16 protein-coding genes and 1 pseudogene are annotated in these 14,513 nt (G+C 73.7%); 6 read left to right on the forward strand and 11 right to left on the reverse strand.

From position 1 onward, the window contains the following. Nucleotides 1–593: 593 nt before the first annotated feature. A complete protein-coding gene (locus ACTMSW_RS12035; protein WP_441180650.1) occupies nucleotides 594–980 on the forward strand; it encodes a hypothetical protein in 387 nt (128 codons plus the stop codon). Continuing rightward, complete coding sequence (locus ACTMSW_RS12040) at nucleotides 977–1,636, forward strand: nucleotidyl transferase AbiEii/AbiGii toxin family protein (protein ID WP_441180651.1); 660 nt, start codon at nucleotides 977–979, stop codon at nucleotides 1,634–1,636. The genes ACTMSW_RS12035 and ACTMSW_RS12040 overlap by 4 nt, the downstream gene beginning before the upstream one ends. A 34-nt stretch (nucleotides 1,637–1,670) precedes the next feature. On the opposite strand, the pseudogene ACTMSW_RS12045 reads toward ACTMSW_RS12040, so the two are convergent. Next, nucleotides 1,671–1,787, reverse strand: a pseudogene (locus tag ACTMSW_RS12045) (NAD(P)-dependent dehydrogenase); the annotation flags it as partial. Between the two features lie 75 nt (nucleotides 1,788–1,862). Here ACTMSW_RS12045 and ACTMSW_RS12050 point away from each other — a divergent pair. Further along, nucleotides 1,863–2,171 (forward strand): hypothetical protein, encoded by a 309-nt coding sequence (locus tag ACTMSW_RS12050; protein ID WP_441181069.1) that lies wholly within the window; start codon nucleotides 1,863–1,865, stop codon nucleotides 2,169–2,171. Between the two features lie 54 nt (nucleotides 2,172–2,225). On the opposite strand, the gene ACTMSW_RS12055 is transcribed toward ACTMSW_RS12050, so the two are convergent. Continuing rightward, complete coding sequence (locus ACTMSW_RS12055; protein WP_441180652.1) at nucleotides 2,226–2,405, reverse strand: hypothetical protein; 180 nt, start codon at nucleotides 2,403–2,405, stop codon at nucleotides 2,226–2,228. A gap of 167 nt (nucleotides 2,406–2,572) precedes the next feature. Next, nucleotides 2,573–3,715, reverse strand: coding sequence for a geranylgeranyl reductase family protein (locus ACTMSW_RS12060; RefSeq protein ID WP_441180653.1), 1,143 nt, complete (start codon nucleotides 3,713–3,715; stop codon nucleotides 2,573–2,575). Nucleotides 3,716–3,917: 202 nt separating this feature from the next. Here ACTMSW_RS12060 and ACTMSW_RS12065 point away from each other — a divergent pair, with 202 nt between their 5' ends. Then, the gene (locus ACTMSW_RS12065) at nucleotides 3,918–4,154 is read left to right on the forward strand and encodes a hypothetical protein (protein WP_441180654.1); all 237 of its coding nucleotides are present in this window, start codon (nucleotides 3,918–3,920) and stop codon (nucleotides 4,152–4,154) included. Between the two features lie 35 nt (nucleotides 4,155–4,189). Further along, the gene (locus ACTMSW_RS12070; protein WP_441180655.1) at nucleotides 4,190–5,626 is read left to right on the forward strand and encodes an MFS transporter; all 1,437 of its coding nucleotides are present in this window, start codon (nucleotides 4,190–4,192) and stop codon (nucleotides 5,624–5,626) included. 74 nt (nucleotides 5,627–5,700) lie between these two features. Here ACTMSW_RS12070 and ACTMSW_RS12075 read toward each other — a convergent pair whose 3' ends face one another. The 5 genes from ACTMSW_RS12075 to ACTMSW_RS12095 form a co-directional block, all read right to left on the reverse strand. Next, nucleotides 5,701–6,288 carry a hypothetical protein gene (locus ACTMSW_RS12075; RefSeq protein WP_441180656.1) on the reverse strand — a complete coding sequence of 196 codons (588 nt, stop codon included), beginning with the start codon at nucleotides 6,286–6,288 and terminating at the stop codon, nucleotides 5,701–5,703. A 451-nt stretch (nucleotides 6,289–6,739) separates the two neighbouring features. Next, the gene (locus tag ACTMSW_RS12080) at nucleotides 6,740–7,441 is read right to left on the reverse strand and encodes a hypothetical protein (protein WP_441180657.1); all 702 of its coding nucleotides are present in this window, start codon (nucleotides 7,439–7,441) and stop codon (nucleotides 6,740–6,742) included. A gap of 255 nt (nucleotides 7,442–7,696) precedes the next feature. Continuing rightward, complete coding sequence (locus ACTMSW_RS12085; RefSeq protein ID WP_441180658.1) at nucleotides 7,697–8,836, reverse strand: DUF3626 domain-containing protein; 1,140 nt, start codon at nucleotides 8,834–8,836, stop codon at nucleotides 7,697–7,699. A 172-nt stretch (nucleotides 8,837–9,008) separates the two neighbouring features. Then, nucleotides 9,009–9,638 carry an MBL fold metallo-hydrolase gene (locus tag ACTMSW_RS12090; protein ID WP_441180659.1) on the reverse strand — a complete coding sequence of 210 codons (630 nt, stop codon included), beginning with the start codon at nucleotides 9,636–9,638 and terminating at the stop codon, nucleotides 9,009–9,011. Continuing rightward, nucleotides 9,638–10,723 carry an S-(hydroxymethyl)mycothiol dehydrogenase gene (locus ACTMSW_RS12095; protein ID WP_441180660.1) on the reverse strand — a complete coding sequence of 362 codons (1,086 nt, stop codon included), beginning with the start codon at nucleotides 10,721–10,723 and terminating at the stop codon, nucleotides 9,638–9,640. Before ACTMSW_RS12095 ends, ACTMSW_RS12090 begins: the two co-directional genes overlap by 1 nt. A 179-nt stretch (nucleotides 10,724–10,902) precedes the next feature. Between ACTMSW_RS12095 and ACTMSW_RS12100 the strand changes: the two genes are divergently transcribed. Further along, nucleotides 10,903–11,331 carry a hypothetical protein gene (locus tag ACTMSW_RS12100; RefSeq protein WP_441180661.1) on the forward strand — a complete coding sequence of 143 codons (429 nt, stop codon included), beginning with the start codon at nucleotides 10,903–10,905 and terminating at the stop codon, nucleotides 11,329–11,331. 20 nt (nucleotides 11,332–11,351) lie between these two features. On the opposite strand, the gene ACTMSW_RS12105 is transcribed toward ACTMSW_RS12100, so the two are convergent. The 3 genes from ACTMSW_RS12105 to ACTMSW_RS12115 all read right to left on the reverse strand — a co-directional run bounded on the left by ACTMSW_RS12105 (nucleotide 11,352) and on the right by ACTMSW_RS12115 (nucleotide 14,506). Further along, nucleotides 11,352–12,662, reverse strand: a complete 1,311-nt coding sequence (locus ACTMSW_RS12105) for an MFS transporter (RefSeq protein ID WP_441180662.1) — start codon at nucleotides 12,660–12,662, stop codon at nucleotides 11,352–11,354. Further along, nucleotides 12,659–13,339 carry a GntR family transcriptional regulator gene (locus tag ACTMSW_RS12110; protein ID WP_441180663.1) on the reverse strand — a complete coding sequence of 227 codons (681 nt, stop codon included), beginning with the start codon at nucleotides 13,337–13,339 and terminating at the stop codon, nucleotides 12,659–12,661. The genes ACTMSW_RS12105 and ACTMSW_RS12110 overlap by 4 nt, the downstream gene beginning before the upstream one ends. Nucleotides 13,340–13,405: 66 nt before the next feature. Next, the gene (locus tag ACTMSW_RS12115; protein WP_441180664.1) at nucleotides 13,406–14,506 is read right to left on the reverse strand and encodes a CapA family protein; all 1,101 of its coding nucleotides are present in this window, start codon (nucleotides 14,504–14,506) and stop codon (nucleotides 13,406–13,408) included. Between the last annotated feature and the right edge of the window lie 7 nt (nucleotides 14,507–14,513).

Raw genomic sequence — 14,513 nt, forward strand, 5'->3', positions numbered from 1 at the left:
GGCGACACAAGGGTGCGCGGCACCATCAGGCGCTCAGAAGACTTTCGGGGGATCGGCACACGCTGCACCGAGCAGGGAGTTGCTCCTCTGCGGTGCCAGGGGGATGTAACGACCGGCTACCCGCCGTCATTCCGGGACCCGGGGGCCCGCGTGTCGGCGGTCCTGTGTTCGTCGTGGGATTCAACGACCGGCCGGCCACCATCATTCCGGGGCCACGACCCGCGCCGGGGGCTGCGTGTCCTACTCGATCGTCCACCTGATGTAACGACCCCCGGCCAGCCACGATTCCGCCCCCAGGATGCCCCCGGTCACAGCCCCAACCCGGACATCCAAGCCTGAGAGGGACAGGTCCCCCAGACAGATGGGCATACGCGTGTTCGCCCTGATGTCAGGGAGACATATTTATGTCTGTGTGACATCAGGGCGCGCTGTCTGTCGCCTCCGTGGACGCACGGAGGGTGCGAGCGGCCGTGACCCCGGCGGCCCGGCAGAACCCCCATACCGGTCAAACGGAACCGGCCGTCAAGTGACGGCGGAACACGGTGCGGCCCGACTGTGGCGGCACCGGCGGCGGCCGGCGTTACCCTGACAGCATGCAGGCGCTCTCCCCCACCGCGCTCCCGACGCCCACACGGGCCACCGGGGGGGTCCGGGCGTGCGCCACTGGGCACACCCACCTGGCGCGTCCGGGCCGGCCCGCGGTGGTGACGCGGACCCTCGCCGAGCTCACCGGACCGACCCGCGGCGTGGTGGAGCTCCCGGTACGGCTCATGTGGGCCACCGAGCGCACGTTCGACCTCGCGGACCCGGACGACCTGCTGTGGATGTACGAGAACGTGCTGCGGGAATCCACCCGGACCGACGACCTCCGGCGGCTCGTCAACGGCCGGACGCTGCGCCGGGTGTGGCCGCTGCTGAACCTGCCCCGCGGCGTACGCCAGGCGTGGGAGAGCCGCCACCGCGGTCTGCGTACGGCGTGACCACGCCCCACCCGCACGAGTTCTACCGGGAGGTCGCCCGCGTCGCCCTGTCCGCCGCCGGACGGCACCGCTTCGTGCTCGGCGGCGGGGTGGCGTGGGCGGCCCACGGCATGGTGACCCGGCCGACCGAGGACGTCGACCTGTTCGCCGACGTCGAGGGCGCCGCCGCGGCGGCGGCCGACGAGGTGCGGGCCGTCCTCGAGGCGGCCGGCTACACGGTGCTCGACGCCGATCCGGACAGCGGGCTGGCCGGGCTGTTCGACGGCTTCGACCGGGACCTCAAGGACTTCGTGGTGAGCCGGGACGGCCGGCGGATCCGCCTCAGCCTCGCGCGCCTGGACCGGCGGCGCAGCCCCGTGGTGATGGACCTGGGGCCGGTGATGGACGTCCGGGACCTGGTGGCGAACAAGACCGCCGCCCTGGTCAACCGGCGGGAGGTCCGTGACTACGTCGACGTCGCCGCCGCCCGGGACCACTACGACGTACCGGAGTTGCTGGACCTCGCCCGCCAGCTCGACCCGGCGCTGGACCCGGAGGACGTCCGGGCCGCCGGCCGGTACCTGGACCGGTTGCCCGACCGGCGTTTCGCCCGCTACGGCCTGGACGCCGCCGCGGTGGCCGAGGTCCGCGCGCGCCTCGCCGACTGGCCGCGCTGACGCCCACCACGAGCGCCGCGCGGCCCGCCGGCGGTCACGTGGTCGGGCGGCCCCCGGTCACGCCGAGGACCTCGCCGGTGACGTAGCTGGACTCCTGGGAGGCGAAGAAGACGTACGCGGGCGCCAGCTCGGCCGGCGGCCCGGGCCGCCCCCTCCGGCGTGTCCTGGCCGAACTTCTCTTGGCGGTGGCGTAGTCCAGCAGCTGGGGGACGGGTCGAACGCCTGGATGAACGTGGTGTTGAGGATCGTCGAGTGCCCAGGTACGCGCGTACCTGATTACTCGGCGAAGTACTTCCAGACTCTCTCCCACCGACACCCCGGTCGCGGACGACGCGCGGTTCGTGGTGGCGGTGAACAACTACCGGCGCAGCGGCGGCGGCAACTTCCGGAAAAGGCGACCACCCAGGTCTACGACGAGGGGCAGGAGATCCGGCAGCTGCTCATCGACTGGGCGCAGGCCCGGGGCGTCATCGACCCGTCCGACTTCTTCCAGCCGAACTGGAAGCTGGTACGCGAAGGCACGCCCGTCCTCTGATCCGGCACCCTGCGACGGGCCGTGGGCGTGGACGCCCCCGGCCCGTCGGCGTCCTCAGTGCCGCAGGTCCCACTGCTCCGGTCCGTCGGCCGGCTCGGGCCGATCGCGGCGGGGGTCGGTCTCGGTCAGCTCCACCCGCTCCTCCGGGCGGGCCGCCGAGGGCAGCTCCCCGAAGCGGACGTGTCGGAGGAACGCGTACTCGTCGTCCGTGAACGGCTGTCCGACCTCGGCCATGGCCCTCCCCCTTCTCAGCCACCCCATTGTCGGCTCGTCCGGCTCCCCGAGCCAGTACCTGTGTCATCTGTCCGCCCCGCCACCACCTCTAAAGCGTCCTAGGATCCTGAATCGCTGATCCGGGGAGCGCCCGGTGTTAACAGGGGGCCCTTCCTCTACCGGAGGCGTTAAGCGGGGGCCCTTCCTTTCGCCGGGAGGCGGTCGAGGAGGGCGAGGGCGGCCCGGACCGGGGCGCGGGTCAGCGTCTCGTCGAAGCTCGCCGTTCCCTGGCAGAAACGCACGAACATGCGCCAGCCCGGCGGGGTGGCGAGCACCCCGTGGAACACCTCCGGGCGGCGGGCGAACACGTCCAGCAGCCGGTGCCCGGCGCGCATCGACGGCAGCAGCTCGGCGGTCACCGCCCGCTCGTAGCCGGCCAGGTCGCCGTCGGCGACTGCCCTCCCGGCGAGGGCACCCGAGCGCAGGGCGTAGCTGATGCCCTCCCGGCTCCACGGCTCCAGCAGGCCGGCGGCGTCCCCGGCGACCAGCACCCGGTCCCGGCGCAGGGGCGAGTCCGCCGTACGGCAGCGGGTCAGGTGCCCCGAGTCGTGCGCCGGCTCGATCCCGGCCAGGCCCAACCGGTCGACGAACGCCCGGAGGTAGGCGCGGGTCCGCTCCCCCGCCCCCCGCGCCGCGATCACGCCGACCGTCAGCAGGTCGGCCTTGGGAAACACCCAGGCGTACGACCCGGGCAGCGGCCCCCAGTCCAGCAGCACCCGGTGCCGCCAGCGGTCCCGCTCCCCCGGAGGCACCGGCAGTTCCAGCTCCAGGCCGAGGTCCACCTGCCGGTGCCGGACCCCCACGTGCCGGGCCGTCACACCCGACGAGCCGTCCGCGCCGATCACCGCCCGCGCGGACACCGCCGACCCGTCGGCCAGCCGCAGGCGTACGCCCTCGGGCTCCTGTTCCACCGCGCGCACCGCGACGCGCTCGCGGACCTCGACTCCGGCGGCGACGGCGGCGGCGCGGAGCCGGTCGTCGAACTCCTCGCGGCGCACCATCGTCACCAGCGGTCCCGGGTGGTGGCGGGTGAACCCGCGTCGCCCGTCCCGGGTGAACGTCACCCGGTCGACCCGGTCGTGCGCGGGCACCTCGATCCGGTCCCCCACCGCGGCGAGGGAGGTGCCGATCAGGCCCCCGCCGCACGTCTTGTAGCGCGGGTGGACGGCCCGTTCGAGGACCACGGTGCGCACCCCGGCGCGGGCGGCGGCGTACGCGGCGGAGAGCCCTGCGGGGCCGGCGCCCACCACGGCGAGATCCCAGACGACCACCGGTGCAGCCTAGGGCAGACCGGGGGCACGGGCCCGTCGGACACTATCGGGTCCCACCACCACGACCGCCCGATCGGGTGGGCATCTTCGGTCGGCCGCCGGGTAACCGACGCCCGGCAGGTCACCCGCGCCCTCCGCGCGGGTGCCCTCCGGCCCCGGTGCGGGTGGCCCGCGCCGGCGGCGGACTCCCGAGGAGGAAACCATGCAGCAGGTGCAACTGTCCGACGTCGAGGCCCAGGTGTACGACGCGGTCGCGGTCCTGGAGTCGCGCGGTCAGGTGCCGTACCCGGACCTCATCGCCGAGGAGACGGGACTGACCGAGGACCAGCTCCGCGAACCCCTGCACCAGCTCACCGAGAAGAACCTGCTGCACCGGGAGGACTCGCCGATGGCCGGCCTGGACTTCGGGCCCCGGTTCTGCGCGCGCCAGATGGCGTGACGGTTCGGCCCCCACAGTCGGGGTAGCGGTCAGCCATGCATGATCGACACCCACCGGGGGCCGACGCCACCGTCTCCCCGGACCGGCGACGCTGGTCGGCCCTCGCGGTCGGCCTGGTCGCCGCGTTCATGACGCTGCTCGACGTGAGCATCGTGAACGTCGCGGTGCCGTCGATGGAACGTGCCCTGGACGCCTCCCCCAGCGATCTGCAGTGGGTGCTCTCCGGGTACGCCCTCACGTTCGGCCTGGTGCTGGTGCCCGCCGGCCGGTACGGCGACGCCCGGGGCCGGCGTACCGCGTTCGTCGTCGGCATCGCCCTGTTCACGATCACCAGCGCGCTCGCCGGCCTGGCACCCTCCCCGCAGTGGCTGGTCGTCGCCCGGCTGCTCCAGGGAGCTGCCGCCGGCATCGTCAATCCGCAGGTCACCGGCCTGATCCAGGAGCTGTTCCGGGGGACGGAGCGGGCCCGCCCCTTCGGGCTGCTCGGCGCCACCATCGGCATCTCCACCGCCATCGGGCCGCTGCTCGGCGGCCTGCTCATCGCGCTCGGCGGCGCCGAGCACGGCTGGCGGTGGGTCTTCTTCGTCAACGTCCCGGTCGGCGTCCTCGCCGTGGTGCTCGGCTGGCGGCTGCTGCCCGCCGGCCCCGCCGGACGGCCCGACCACCGGCGGCTGGACCCGATGGGGGTGGTGCTGCTCGGGCTCGGGGTGGTGCTCGTGCTGCTTCCGCTGGTCCAGGAGCAGTGGCGGAACCCCGCGAAGTGGCTGCTCGTCCCGGCCGGGCTGGGCACGCTCGTGGCCTTCGGCCTCTGGGAGCGGTGGTACGGCCGACGTCAGGAGCCATTGTTCGACCTGCGGTTGTTCGGGCTGCGGTCGTACCTGCTGGGAGCCGTCATCGCGCTGGTCTACTTCGGCGGGTTCACCGCCATCTTTTTCATCTTCACGCTCTACCTGCAGAACGGGCTCGGTTACAGCGCTCTCGCCGCCGGCCTGGCGATCACCCCGTTCGCACTCGGGTCGGCCGCCGCGTCGGCGATCGGCGGCCGGATCGTCAACCGGTACGGGCGGCCCCTCGTCGCGGTCGGCCTGCTCACCGTCGTGGTCGGACTGGTCGCGGTGGTGCTGGTGCTGGCCGTGGTACCCGACGATGCGCCGGTGGGGTGGTGGACGGCCGCGCCGCTGCTGGTCGCCGGTCTGGGCAGCGGACTGGTCATCGCGCCCAACCAGACCCTCACGCTCGCCGACGTGCCGGTCCCGCAGGCCGGCAGCGGAGCGGGCATGCTCCAGACCGGTCAGCGCATCGGCTCGGCCGCCGGCATCGCCGCCGTCGGCTCGGTCTTCTTCTCCTCGCTGGCGGCCGAGGACGGCGACTGGTCGGCCGCCTTCCGGCACTCGCTGCTGCTCGCCGCCGGCATCATCGCCCTGGCGCTGGTGGCTGCGCTGGTCGATGTCCTGCACCACCGCCGCCGGTGACCGCGTGCGGAGACGCCGCTGGCCGGCACCCGGGGTTCGGGTGCCGGCCGGCGAAGGTCTGTGGTGTGCGCGGGTCAGCTGTTCCAGTGCTCGGCGACCAGATCGGCGGCCTGCTGCTCCCACTGCGCGTAGTGGAAGGGGTAGGCCGAGACCTGGACGGTCTGGGCGGCCTTGGTCAGCGGCATGTCCTGCCAGCCGTCGACCTGCTTGAGGCCCTTCAGGAACGCCATCGTGGAGTACTCCGGGTCGGTGATCTGCTCGACCGTGCCCCAACCCGAGCTGGGGCGCTGCTGGAACAGGCCCTGCGAGTCGTGGTCGTTGCGCTCACCGAGGTGACCCAGGTTCTCCAGCTTCGACTCCTGCAGTGCGGTGGCGATGGCGACCACGGCGGCGCGCTCGTCCATGTCGGCCTTCTTCGTCGCCGCGATGATGGCCTTCACGTTCTTGGTCTGCTCGTCGGACAGGTCGATGCGGGACTGCTCGCCCTGCACACCGTGCGGGACCAGCGTGCCCATGTCCGGCTTGTCGGCCCGCACCGCCACGGCGGTCGTCGTCGACTCCGCCGGACCGGCGGCCATCGTGCCGACCGGGCCGGCGAACATCCCACCGGCGACGATCAGACCAGCGACACCCAGAACGCTCTTACGCATGATCGTGTTCATCAGGAAGCTCCTCGGGGGTCAACGCCCCACCAGCCGAGAAAGGGGGAAGGCCACGGCAGGGCGCAAGCACCGTCCGGCGCTCGAAGGGAAGTCCAGGAAGGCACGCTCACCGAGCACGGGGTTGCTCGTCCGCGGTGCCAGGGGGATGTAACGACCGGCCACCCCCCGCCATTCCGGGCCGGGGGATCCGACCGTCAGCCTCGTCGGGCGGGGGGTCCTGCTCGATCGTCCACCTGTGTAACGACCCCCGACCGGCCCCGATTCCGCCGCAGGGATGACCGCCGTCACGCCACCAAACGGACAAAACACCTAGCCGCGTGCCGACAGTGCCCGCTCGCGCAGCGTTAAGAAGGGGCCCTTCCTCTACGCGAGGCGTTAACAGGGGGCCCTTCCTTGCGAAGCGACCGGCCGGCCCCTGTTGTGGGGACCGGCCGGTCGGGACGTGCTGGTGTCACCAGAGCTGGGAGACGATGTCCGCCGCCTGCTCCTCCCACTGCGCGTACGCGTACGGGTAGGCCGAGACCTGCACCGTCTGCGCGGCCGCGGTCAGCGGCAGGTCCTCCCAGCCGTCGACGTTCTTCAGGGCGGTGAAGAACGCCGTCGCCGAGTACTCCGGGTCGGTGATCTGCTCGACGGTGCCCCAACCCGACGACGGGCGCTGCTGGAACAGGCCCTGCGAGTCGTGGTCGTTGTACGCGCCGAGGTGGCCCAGGTTGTAGAGCTTCGACTCCTGCAGTGACGTGGCGATGCCGATCACCGCGCCCCGCTCGCCGACGCCGGTCTTCTTGGCCACCTCGATGATGGCCTTGGCGTTGTCGCGCTGCGCGTCGTCCAGCGGGATCCGGGACTGGGCGCCTTCGACCCCGTGGGGGATCAGTTCGTCCCGGGTGGGCTTGCCCGCTTCCGGCTTGTCGGTGGTGCCGCCGGTGGTGAGGCCCGACTCGACGGTCGTCGCCTCGTCGCCGTCGCGGCCGGTGGCCTTGTCGATCGCGGCCACGGCACCCTCGTGGGGGCCGCTGATCACCGGGGCGGCCACGGCGGTCGGCCCGAAAGCCAGTGCGCCGAGGGCGGCCACGCCGGCCACGCTGAACGTGAGCTTGCGGTTCGAGTCCTTCGCGATGGCCGCGAGCCATCGAGTGAAGTCGTCCTTCACGATGTGCCCTTTCGGTCAGGCGAAGCGCTCCGGTATGAGCACTCCTCGGGGGAACTGCAGCGCCGGAGGGGGTTTGGATTCCGGCGGTACGGGGGACACAACCAGCTTGCACCCGGGGAACATTCCGGAGTGCGGGACGGTCGCGTGGAGTGCGGTCCAGGTCACGCCGGAGATGCGGACGCACCACCCCAGCCCGAGACACGCTGATCGGAAACAGACTCGGGGGACGTTCGACGCGGCTGCGGGCTGCCGAGGTCAGCGGACGCGCGGCGTCCCGTACCGGACGAGGACGTGCCAGAGCTGCTTGAGGTGCTGGAGGGTGACGGCGACCGGGCCCCGGTCGGCCCACCGCTCCGGATGGGTGACAAGCGAGGCGGCGGCACGGCCGACCAGCGCCGCGTCCACCGGGTCGCCGGGGCGGGCGAACTCGGCGTGCACCCGGGCGGCGAAGGGCGGGATGTCCGGTCCCCGGAACTGCGGGTCGATCCCGTCCACCGGCAGCTCGAAGCCGGCGTGCCGGCGCAGCGCGACACCGTGGTGGCGGGCGATCCGCTCCAGGACCGCGCCGACGTCGGTGCCCTCGAAGGACGGGTCCACCACCAGCGCCTCGACGTCCCGGGCGAGGTTCACCTCACCGTGGACCTGCGCCTCGACGTAGTCGTCGAGGGCGCGACCGGCGGGCCGTACCTCGGCGGGCCGCTCCGCCGCCGCGCGGGCCGCGACCTCGGCGGCGTCCTCGTGACGCCGCAGCACCGCACGGACCAGGCTGACCAGGTCGGTGGGTACGCCGAGGGCCGTGCCGGTGCCGGCCGTCGTGGTGAGCAGTGCGGCGAGCACCGCCTCGAACACGTCGACCGTGCCGAGGTCCCGGGGCCCCAGGTGACTGTCGCCGAAGCAGAACGTGGTGCGGGCCAGCACCTCGGGGCGCAGCAGCAGGTGGCAGGACCCGAACCGGGGGCAGGCACCGTCGGGGTGGTCCAGCAGGTTCAGGCCGCCGTACACCGGCCGGTCGGCGGGCAGTACGCCGGAGGACTGGTACGCGCCGCCGAACAGGGTCTCCTCCCAGCGGTCGCGGTCGCCGCCCGGGTACGCGGTGAGCCCGCCACCGGAGATGCCGGTGACGAACTGGCTGCGGTAGACGCCCTCGGCGAGCAGCGCGTCGGCGACCGTCCGACCGTCGGCGAGCAGCCGGTCGGGGTGGAAGTTCACGGTGAGGCGGCCGTGCCGGCCGATCGCCGCGATCAAATCCTCGGGTCGGTGCGGGACGCCCGAACCGGCGAGCGCCGGCGCGATCGCGGCGAGGGCGGCCGGCCGGTCCCGCAGGGCGGTGGCGCGGACGTGGTCCAGAGCGGCCCGCTGGGCGGCGGTCAGCACGGCGTCGACGGCGGGGTGCACGCGCACCACCCTGGCGCGACGACACACGCCGCGCATCCTCTTTTCGGCGGCGCCTCAGGCCGGCCGGTCGCCCTCGGTGCCGAATCCGTCCGGGGTGGACCGCTCGTCGACGGTCATGGCGACGGATCGTAGCGCTGTCGCGGGCGCGTTCCGTCGGGAGCCGGCGGGACGGTCAGTGGCCCCGGGTGATCCACTCGTCGAGGTGCGGCGCCTCGGCGCCGACGGTCGTGCTGTCACCGTGCCCGGTATGGACCACGGTCTGCGGCGGCAGCGTCAGCAGGCGCTCGCGGATCGAGGTGACGATGGTGCCGAAGTCGCTGTACGACCGGCCGGTGGCACCCGGACCACCGGCGAACAGCGTGTCCCCGGTGAACACGACGCCCAGGTCCGGGGCGTGGAAGCTGCACGCCCCGGGGCTGTGGCCGGGGGTGTGCAGGACCGTCAGCGTGGTACCGGCCACCTCGACGGACTGCCCGTCGCGCAGCTCGCCGCCCGGCGCCTCGTCCGGGTGCACCAGGTCCCACAGCACCCGGTCGGCGGGGTGCAGCAGCACCGGCGCGCCGGTCACCCGGGCCAGTGCCGGGGCGAGGAGTACGTGGTCGTCGTGCGCGTGGGTGGCGAGGATCGCCCGGACCCGGCGACCGGCGACGGCGGCGAGGATCGCCTCGACGTCGTGCGGGGCGTCGACCACCACGCACTCGGTGTCGTCGCCGACGACCCACACGTTGTTGTCGACGTCGAAGGTCTGCCCGTCGAGCGAGAACGTGCCGGAGGTGACCGCGTGGTCGACCCGGGCGGTCATCAGAAGACCACCACCGAGCGGAGCACGTCGCCGTGGTGCATGCGGGCGAACGCCTCCTCCACCTGGTCCAGCGCGATCTCCTCGGTGACGAAGGCGTCCAGGTCGAGGCGGCCCTGCCGGTACAGCTCGGTGAGCATCGGGAAGTCCCGGCTGGGCAGGCAGTCGCCGTACCAGCTGGACTTCAGCGCCCCGCCCCGGCCGAACACGTCCAGCAGCGGCAGGTCGACGGTCATGTCCGGGGTGGGTACGCCCACCAGCACGACGGTGCCGGCCAGGTCGCGGGCGTAGAAGGCCTGCTTCCAGGTCTCCGGGCGGCCGACCGCGTCGATGACCACGTCGGCGCCGAAGCCGCCGGTGGCCGCGCGGATCGCCTCGACCGGGTCCTCGGCGGAGGCGTCCACCGTGTGAGTGGCGCCGAACCTCCGCGCCCAGTCGAGCTTGCGGGCGTCGGTGTCCACCGCCACGATCGTCGTCGCCCCGGCGAGGGCGGCACCGGCCACGGCCGCGTCGCCCACCCCGCCGCAGCCGATCACGGCGACCGAGTCGCCCCGGGTGACGCCGCCGGTGTTCATCGCCGCGCCCAGGCCGGCCATCACGCCGCAGCCGAGCAGGCCGACGGCGGCGGGCCGCGCGGACGGGTCGACCTTCGTGCACTGGCCGGCGTGGACCAGGGTCTTCTCCGCGAAGGCGCCGATGCCCAGGGCGGGGCTCAGCTCGGTGCCGTCGGTGAGGGTCATCTTCTGCGCCGCGTTGTGGGTGTCGAAGCAGTACCAGGGGCGGCCCCGCCGGCAGGCCCGGCACACGCCGCACACGGCCCGCCAGTTCAGCACCACGAAGTCGCCGGGCGCGACGGAGTCCACCCCCGCGCCGACCTGCTCCACGACGCCGGCCGCCTCGTGACCGAGCAGGAACGGGTACTCGTCGTTGATCCCACCCTCGCGGTAGTGCAGGTCGGTGTGGCAGACCCCGCAGGAGAGCACGCGGACGACCGCCTCACCGGGGCCGGGGTCGGGCACCACGATCGTGGTGACCTCGACCGGCGCGCCCTTGCTGCGGGAGATGACTCCCCGGACCTGCTGGCTCACGATCTCCTCCTGCTCCCGCCGACACCCCCGCCGTCGACAGCGGTGGCAGCGTCGATCCCGCCTTCCGGGCGAACCTACCGCCCGTCGGCGCATCCGGCACAGTGCGCCGTCGAAGGGTTATTCCGCTCGGTGTGGGGTAGGCGGCGCGCACGGTTCGGCTGTCGGACGGGAGTGTCGTCATGAAACTCACGCATCTGCCGCTGCGGGTCAGCATCGGCGCGTTCTTCCTCAACTCGGGCCTGAGCAAACGGACCCTCGAGGGTGAGGCGGCGCAGGGTCTGCACGGAATGGCCGTGGGGGCGGTGCCGCAGCTCAGCGCACTGGACCCGGACCGATTCGCCAAGCTGCTCTCCCGGAGCGAGATCGCCGTGGGCGTCGCGCTGATCGTGCCGTTCGTCCCGGCGGCGGTGGCCGGGCTGGGGCTGGCCGGGTTCGGCGCCGGCCTGGTGCAGCTCTACCTCAAGACGCCGGGGATGCGCGAGCCGGGCAGCCTCCGGCCGACCCAACAGGGCATCGGCCTGGCCAAGGACGTCTGGCTGCTGGGCGCCGGCCTGACGCTGCTCCTGGACGGCCTCACCCACCGCCGCCGGAGCGCGCTCGTTCTCTGACCGGCGCCGGGGTGGATCGGCTACGGCGTCGCCGGTAGGGGTACCGGCGCGGGGAGCGCCTGCTCGGCGGCGTGGCGGCGGCGGGCGGCGTTGCGCCAGCGCAGCACCTGGACCGCACCGAGGGCCCAGAGCACGTACTGCACCGCGAAGGCCCACCGGAACGCGGCCAGGTCCGGCGCGCCGCGCCCGGCCGGCGTGGTCAGGTCGAGCACGATCCCGACGGCGAGGATCAGCACAATCGAGGCGACGAAGCCTCCCACGTTGACGATGCCGGTGGCGCTGCCCATGCGGGTGACCGGGTTGAAGGTGCGGGCGTAGTCGAAGCCGATGACCGAGCCGGGGCCGTTGACCGCGAGGACCAGGACCAACGTGAGCAGCAGCCAGCCCGGGGACCGGCCGGGCCAGGCCAGCACGGCCGCCCACACCGCCGCGGTGGCGGCGGTGATGGTGAAGACCAGGACCGAGCGGCGGTACGGGTGCCGCGCGCACAGGTGCGCGATCATCGGCCCGGACAGCAGGGTGGCGACGGTCATCACGGTGAGCAGGGACGCCGCGGCGGTCGGGCTCAGCCCCTGGCCCTGCACGAGGAACGGGTAGCCCCAGAGCAGGGCGAACACCGCGCCGGAGAACTGGGTCACGAAGTGGGTCCAGAGGCCCAGCCGGGTGCCGGGCGTGGTCCAGGCGACGGCGAGCTCCCGACGGACCGAGGCGAGGGTGGGTGTCGGGCCGGTCGCGGTGTCCCGGTACGGGGTGTCCCGGACGGCGGCGACCACCACGAGCAGCACGGTCGCGCCGACGGCGGCGGCCACCGTGAACGCGGTGGTCCAGCCCGCCGCGTGCAGCAACGCCACCAGCGGTACGGCGCCGAGGATCGCCCCGAGCTGGCCGAGCGTGCCGGTCAGCTGGGTCAGCAGCGGGTTGCGCCGGCCCGGGAACCAGAACGCCACGATCCGCAGGACGCTGATGAACGTCATGGCGTCGCCCAGCCCGACCAGCACCCGGGCGGCCACGGCCAGGGGCACGTCGGTGGCGACGGCGAAGCAGAGCTGCCCGGCGACCATCAGCGCCCCGCCGGCGATCAGCATCCGGCGGGAACCGAACCGGTCCAGCAGGACACCGACCGGTACCTGCATCGCCGCGTACACGGCGAGCTGTGCGATCGAGAAGGTCGCCAACGCGGCGGCGTTGACGTCGAAGCGGTCGGCGGCGTCGACCCCGGTGACGCCGAGCGAGCTGCGGTGGAAGACCGCGGCGACGTACGCGCTGAGGGCCACGCCCCAGACCAGCGCGGCGGCGCGACGCGGCACGACCGGCGCGGCGCCGTCGCTCACCGCAGCGTCCGCAGCACGGTCGCGGCGTTGTCGATGTGCGCGGCGACCGCGGTGAGCCACGGCTGCGGATCGTCGGCGTCGAGGGCGGCGAGCTGCGCGGCGTGCTCGGTGAGCGCGACCTCGGCCCAGCCGGGCGAGAGCCGGAAGGTCGCCTCCCCCATCCGCACCTGCCGGTCGCGCAGGCGGTGGTACAGCTCGGCCAGGATCTCGTTGCCGGCCGTCTCCACGACGGTGGCGTGGAAGGCGCGGTCGGCGGCCATCAGGGCGGTGACGTCACCGGCGGCATGGGCGGCCCGCATCTCGGCGAGCCGGGCGGCCAGGGCGGTCCGCAGGGCGGCGCGGTGCGGCCAGACCCGCTCGGCGGCGTGCAGCTCGACCAGCCGGCGCGCCTCGATCACGTCGGTGATCTCGCGCGCGGAGACGGGCCGGATCAGGGCGCCGCGCTTGGGATACAGCGTGACGAGTCCCTCCGCCTCCAGCCGCAGCAGCGCCTCCCGCACCGGGGTCCGGGACACCCCGGTCGCCTCGGCGATCTCCCCCTCGCTCACCAGCGACCCGCCGGGATGGACCTGTTCCAGGATGGTCCGCTTGAGGTGCCGGTACGCGCGCTCGGCCGCGGAGGGTGCGGTCGTGCGGGAGGCCGCAGACGGGCGCCCGGGCGCCGAGGGATGCGTCATGTATCTATGATGCGGCCGACCGCTCTGCCGAAGTGGACCGCGCCCCCGGACAGTGGTGCCGCCCACTCACCGCCAGCGCAGCAGGCCGTCGGCGCTCGGGCGGAAGCCGGTGGCGAAGGGCGGACCGAAGCCGTCGAGCAGCCCCGCGAGCCAGTCCGACCCGTCCGGGGCCGCCCGCTCCAGGCGCATGCGGCGGATCCGCAGCGGGGCGGCCCGCAGGGCGCGCAGGCAACCGGTCGCCGCGTCCAGGGTGGGCAGCCAGAGCAGCCGCAGCTCCGGCCGGTACGCCTCGTAGCCGCCGATCCCCTCGTAGTCGTCGAGCACGTCGCCGCAGCCGTAGAGGATCAGCCGCTCCCGGTACACCTCCACCGGCCGGGGGTGGTGCGACGAGTGCCCGTGCACCACGTCCACCCCACCGTCGACGAGGCGCCGCGCGAACGCCACATGCTCGTCCGGCACCTCGTACCCCCAGTTGGAGCCCCAGTGCACCGAGACCACGACACGGTCACCCGGCCGGACCTCGGCGGCGATGCGGTCCCGCACGAGGTCCGCCGACGCGGCCGACACCTCCGGCAGGTACGCGACCCCGGGCCCCGCCGGGGTGGCCGCCCAGTGCGGCGGCACCCCGCTGGACGGAGCGGCCACCGACCAGACCAGCAGACGGCGCCCGGGGGCCAGCGGCACCTCGGCGGGCCGCCAGGCGGCGTCGGCGTCCGGGCCCGCGCCGGCGGTGGCGATGCCCGCGCCGGCCAGCGCGTCGAGGGTGTCGGCCAGGCCGACCGGCCCGAAGTCGAGGCTGTGGTTGTTGCCCAGCGCGCAGACGTCCAACCGGGCCGCGCCGAGACAGGGCAGGTTCCCCGGGTGCATCCGGTAGTGGATCGCCTTGGCCGGCTCGTGCGTGCCCCGCCCGGTCACCGCCGTCTCCAGGTTGACGATCCGCACGTCGGGGGCGACGGCGTCGAGCAGCGCCAGGGCGTCGCCCCACGGCCAGGTCGGCGGCACCGGACGCGGCAGCGGCCCGCTGGCCGCCTCCACCAGTCGGACGTACTCCCGGGCGTCGCGGACCGCCTCCTCGCGCAGGTCCGGCGGGCCCGGCCGGGGGAGGACCGCGTCCACTCCCCGGCCGGTCATCACGTCACCACCGAGGAGGAGGGTCAGGTCGGCCATCACGGTG

Source organism: Micromonospora sp. BQ11, assembly GCF_052068135.1.
Classification (GTDB): Bacteria; Actinomycetota; Actinomycetes; order Mycobacteriales; family Micromonosporaceae; genus Micromonospora.

What these genes read in the sequence shown, in the direction of transcription:
- ACTMSW_RS12035 (WP_441180650.1), top strand. Translation starts at nt 594, where the DNA reads ATGCAGGCGCTCTCCCCCACCGCGCTCCCGACGCCCACACGGGCCACC.
- ACTMSW_RS12050 (WP_441181069.1), top strand. Translation starts at nt 1,863, where the DNA reads ATGAACGTGGTGTTGAGGATCGTCGAGTGCCCAGGTACGCGCGTACCT.
- ACTMSW_RS12055 (WP_441180652.1), bottom strand. Translation starts at nt 2,405, where the DNA reads ATGGCCGAGGTCGGACAGCCGTTCACGGACGACGAGTACGCGTTCCTC.
- ACTMSW_RS12065 (WP_441180654.1), top strand. Translation starts at nt 3,918, where the DNA reads ATGCAGCAGGTGCAACTGTCCGACGTCGAGGCCCAGGTGTACGACGCG.
- ACTMSW_RS12070 (WP_441180655.1), top strand. Translation starts at nt 4,190, where the DNA reads ATGCATGATCGACACCCACCGGGGGCCGACGCCACCGTCTCCCCGGAC.
- ACTMSW_RS12075 (WP_441180656.1), bottom strand. Translation starts at nt 6,288, where the DNA reads ATGAACACGATCATGCGTAAGAGCGTTCTGGGTGTCGCTGGTCTGATC.
- ACTMSW_RS12090 (WP_441180659.1), bottom strand. Translation starts at nt 9,638, where the DNA reads ATGACCGCCCGGGTCGACCACGCGGTCACCTCCGGCACGTTCTCGCTC.
- ACTMSW_RS12100 (WP_441180661.1), top strand. Translation starts at nt 10,903, where the DNA reads ATGAAACTCACGCATCTGCCGCTGCGGGTCAGCATCGGCGCGTTCTTC.
- ACTMSW_RS12110 (WP_441180663.1), bottom strand. Translation starts at nt 13,339, where the DNA reads ATGACGCATCCCTCGGCGCCCGGGCGCCCGTCTGCGGCCTCCCGCACG.
- ACTMSW_RS12115 (WP_441180664.1), bottom strand. Translation starts at nt 14,506, where the DNA reads ATGGCCGACCTGACCCTCCTCCTCGGTGGTGACGTGATGACCGGCCGG.